General features: G+C 69.9%; 2 protein-coding genes and 1 pseudogene. All 3 read left to right on the top strand.

Annotated features, from left to right (window positions below):
• Window positions 1-335 (top strand): annotated as a pseudogene (locus tag G6030_RS07570) (hypothetical protein); the annotation flags it as partial.
• On the top strand, window positions 332-745 hold the full coding sequence (locus G6030_RS07565; protein ID WP_182642697.1) for a DUF6802 family protein: 414 nt from the start codon (window positions 332-334) through the stop codon (window positions 743-745). The pseudogene G6030_RS07570 and the gene G6030_RS07565, both read left to right, overlap by 4 nt.
• Window positions 746-849: 104 nt before the next feature.
• Window positions 850-2,676, top strand: a complete 1,827-nt coding sequence (locus G6030_RS07560; protein WP_182642696.1) for a phosphoenolpyruvate carboxykinase (GTP) — start codon at window positions 850-852, stop codon at window positions 2,674-2,676.
• Window positions 2,677-2,863 lie beyond the last annotated feature (187 nt).

Here is a 2,863-nt window from a genome sequence, read left to right as displayed (position 1 = left end):
TGGCCCCGCTCGCCGAGGTGCCCGGCGCCGCGGCGCTCGTCATCCCGCTGGCGCTGCTGTGCGGCGTGGCGCTGGGGTGGGTCACCGTCACCGTGCGCCGGACGCAGGCGCTGCGCACGCACACCGTCGCCGCGGTGGGCGACAGGCTCGCGGCGCTGCGCGCCGAGACCGAACAGTCCCTCGGCTCACGGATCCTCGCCGCCGAGGCCACGATCACCGACGGGTTCGCCCACGATCCCGGGCCCCGGGTCACCGACCTCGAGCGGCGCATCCGCCGGATGCGTACCGAGCAGGCCGCCCGGTCCCACACCACTGCAGGGGGCACGTCGCCATGACCGATCCACTCGCCGGCCCGGACCCGTTCGACCACCACACCGCGCCGGACGTCTGCGGCCTGGAAGGCGCTCCACTTGCCGAGCCGTCGTCGCTGGGGCTGCACGTCCCCGTCGGAGACGAGGTCCTCGACCTGGGCTCACCCGAGGCGGACCTCGACGGGGACGGCTTCATGGAGGCGGTCACGCGTGGCGACGACCGCGGCCTGACCGTATACACGGACGTCGACGGCGACGGCACGGTCGACCACGTCTCGACCGTGCGCTTCGACGGCAGCTACGACTCGTGGCGGCTGGCCAACCCCGCCGAGGGAGTACCCTTCGGGGGCTTCACCAACGAGGCCGGCGACGATCCGGCCTCGCCGCCCCCGCCGCCGGCGCGGTGGGAGCGCATCGACCACGGCCACATCTGAGGGATCCCTCACATTTTGGCGCGAACGGGGGCTCGGACGCGGCGGTCCGCACCGGTTGGCGATACCCTGTGACCAAGACCATGCACCACGCGCGAGGAGCTGTGATGACCACCACCACCATTCCCGGCCTCGAGGGTCAGGCACCAACCGATCACACCGAGATGCTCGCGTGGATCGCGGAGGTCGCCGAGCTCACCCAGCCGGACCGGGTCGTCTTCGCCGACGGCTCCGACGCGGAGTGGGATCGCCTCACCGCCGAGATGGTGGAGGCCGGGACCTTCGTCAAGCTGAACGAGGAGAAGAAGCCCAACTCGTTCCTGGCGCAGTCGGATCCCAAGGACGTCGCCCGCGTCGAGTCGCGCACCTTCATCTGCTCCGAGACCGCCGAGGGCGCCGGCCCCACGAACAACTGGCGCGACCCGGCCGAGATGCGCGCGCAGATGACCGACCTCTACCGCGGCTGCATGCGCGGTCGCACAATGTACGTCGTGCCCTACTGCATGGGCCCGCTGGACGCCGAGGACCCCAAGCTGGGCATCGAGCTCACCGACTCCGCGTACGTGGTCGTGTCCATGAAGATCATGACCCGCATGGGCTCCGCGGCCCTCGAGAAGATCGGCGCCGACGGCGCCTACGTCAAGGGCCTGCACTCGGTGGGCGCCCCGCTCGCCGAGGGCGAGGAGGACGTGCCCTGGCCGTGCAACGAGGAGAAGTACATCACCCACTTCCCGGAGACCCGGGAGATCTGGTCGTTCGGCTCCGGGTACGGCGGTAACGCCCTGCTCGGCAAGAAGTGCTTCGCGCTGCGCATCGCCTCCGCCATGGCCCGCGACGAGGGCTGGATGGCCGAGCACATGCTCATCCTCAAGCTCATCTCCCCCTCCGACGAGGTCCACTACATCGCGGCCGCCTTCCCGTCCGCGTGCGGCAAGACCAACCTCGCGATGATCCAGCCCACCATCGAGGGCTGGCGCGCCGAGGTGGTCGGTGACGACATCGCCTGGATGCGCTTCGGCGCCGACGGCCGCCTCTACGCCGTCAACCCCGAGTACGGCTTCTTCGGCGTGGCCCCGGGCACCAACTACTCGTCCAACCCCAACGCCATGAAGACGCTGGAGCCGGGCAACGCGATCTACACGAACGTCGCGCTGACCGACGACGGCGACGTGTGGTGGGAGGGCCTCGAGGGCACGCCGGATCACCTCATCGACTGGCTGGGCAACGACTGGACCCCGACCGGCGACGGCGAGGCCGGCAACGCCGCGCATCCCAACTCGCGTTACTGCGTGCCGATCGACCAGTGCCCCGTCACGGCGCCCGAGTTCAACTCCCCGGAGGGCGTGCCGATCTCGGCGATCCTCTTCGGTGGCCGGCGCGCCGACACGGTCCCGCTGGTCAGCGAGGCGTACTCGTGGAACCACGGTGTGTACATCGGCGCGACCCTGTCCTCCGGGCAGACCGCCGCCGCCGAGGGCCAGGTCGGCGCGGTGCGTCGCGACCCGATGGCGATGCTGCCGTTCGTCGGCTACAACGTCGGCGAGTACTTCCAGCACTGGGTCGACATGGGCGCCCGCGGTGGCGACAAGATGCCCAAGATCTTCCTGGTCAACTGGTTCCGCAAGGGTGCCGACGGTCGCTTCCTGTGGCCGGGCTTCGGCGAGAACAGCCGCGTGCTCAAGTGGGTCATCGACCGCATCGAGGGTCGCGTCGAGGGTGACGAGACGGCCGCCGGCCTCACCGCCCGCGCCTCCGACATCGACATGACCGGGCTCGACACCCCGCTCGAGGACGTCGAGGCCGCCCTGGCCGTCGACCCCGAGGAGTGGCGTCGCGAGCTGCCGCTCATCACCGAGTGGCTCGAGTTCTGCGGCCCCAAGGTCCCGGCCGAGGTCCACGAGCAGTTCGCCGCCCTCAAGGAGCGCCTGGGCTGACGCTCCCCCACACGGTCGATAGCGGACGGGTCACACATTTTTTTCCGGTGTGACCCGTCTCGCTATTACTATGTGTTCGACGCTCTTCACAGTGGCGCCACCAAGTGTCAAAGTGAACGGCTGAGTGGGGAGCACCGCGTTCCCGCGGAGGGAGAAGTATGAGAGCCACCGTCGTCGGACTCATCGC

The sequence above is a fragment of the Dietzia sp. E1 genome (genome assembly GCF_014145015.1).
Taxonomy (GTDB): domain Bacteria; phylum Actinomycetota; class Actinomycetes; order Mycobacteriales; family Mycobacteriaceae; genus Dietzia; species Dietzia cinnamea_A.
Note: the sequence above shows the minus strand (reverse complement) of the source record. Positions and strands in the feature narration are given on the sequence as shown.

Coding starts and splice junctions, on each gene's coding strand:
- G6030_RS07565 (WP_182642697.1), top strand. CDS start 332: ATGACCGATCCACTCGCCGGCCCGGACCCGTTCGACCACCACACCGCG.
- G6030_RS07560 (WP_182642696.1), top strand. CDS start 850: ATGACCACCACCACCATTCCCGGCCTCGAGGGTCAGGCACCAACCGAT.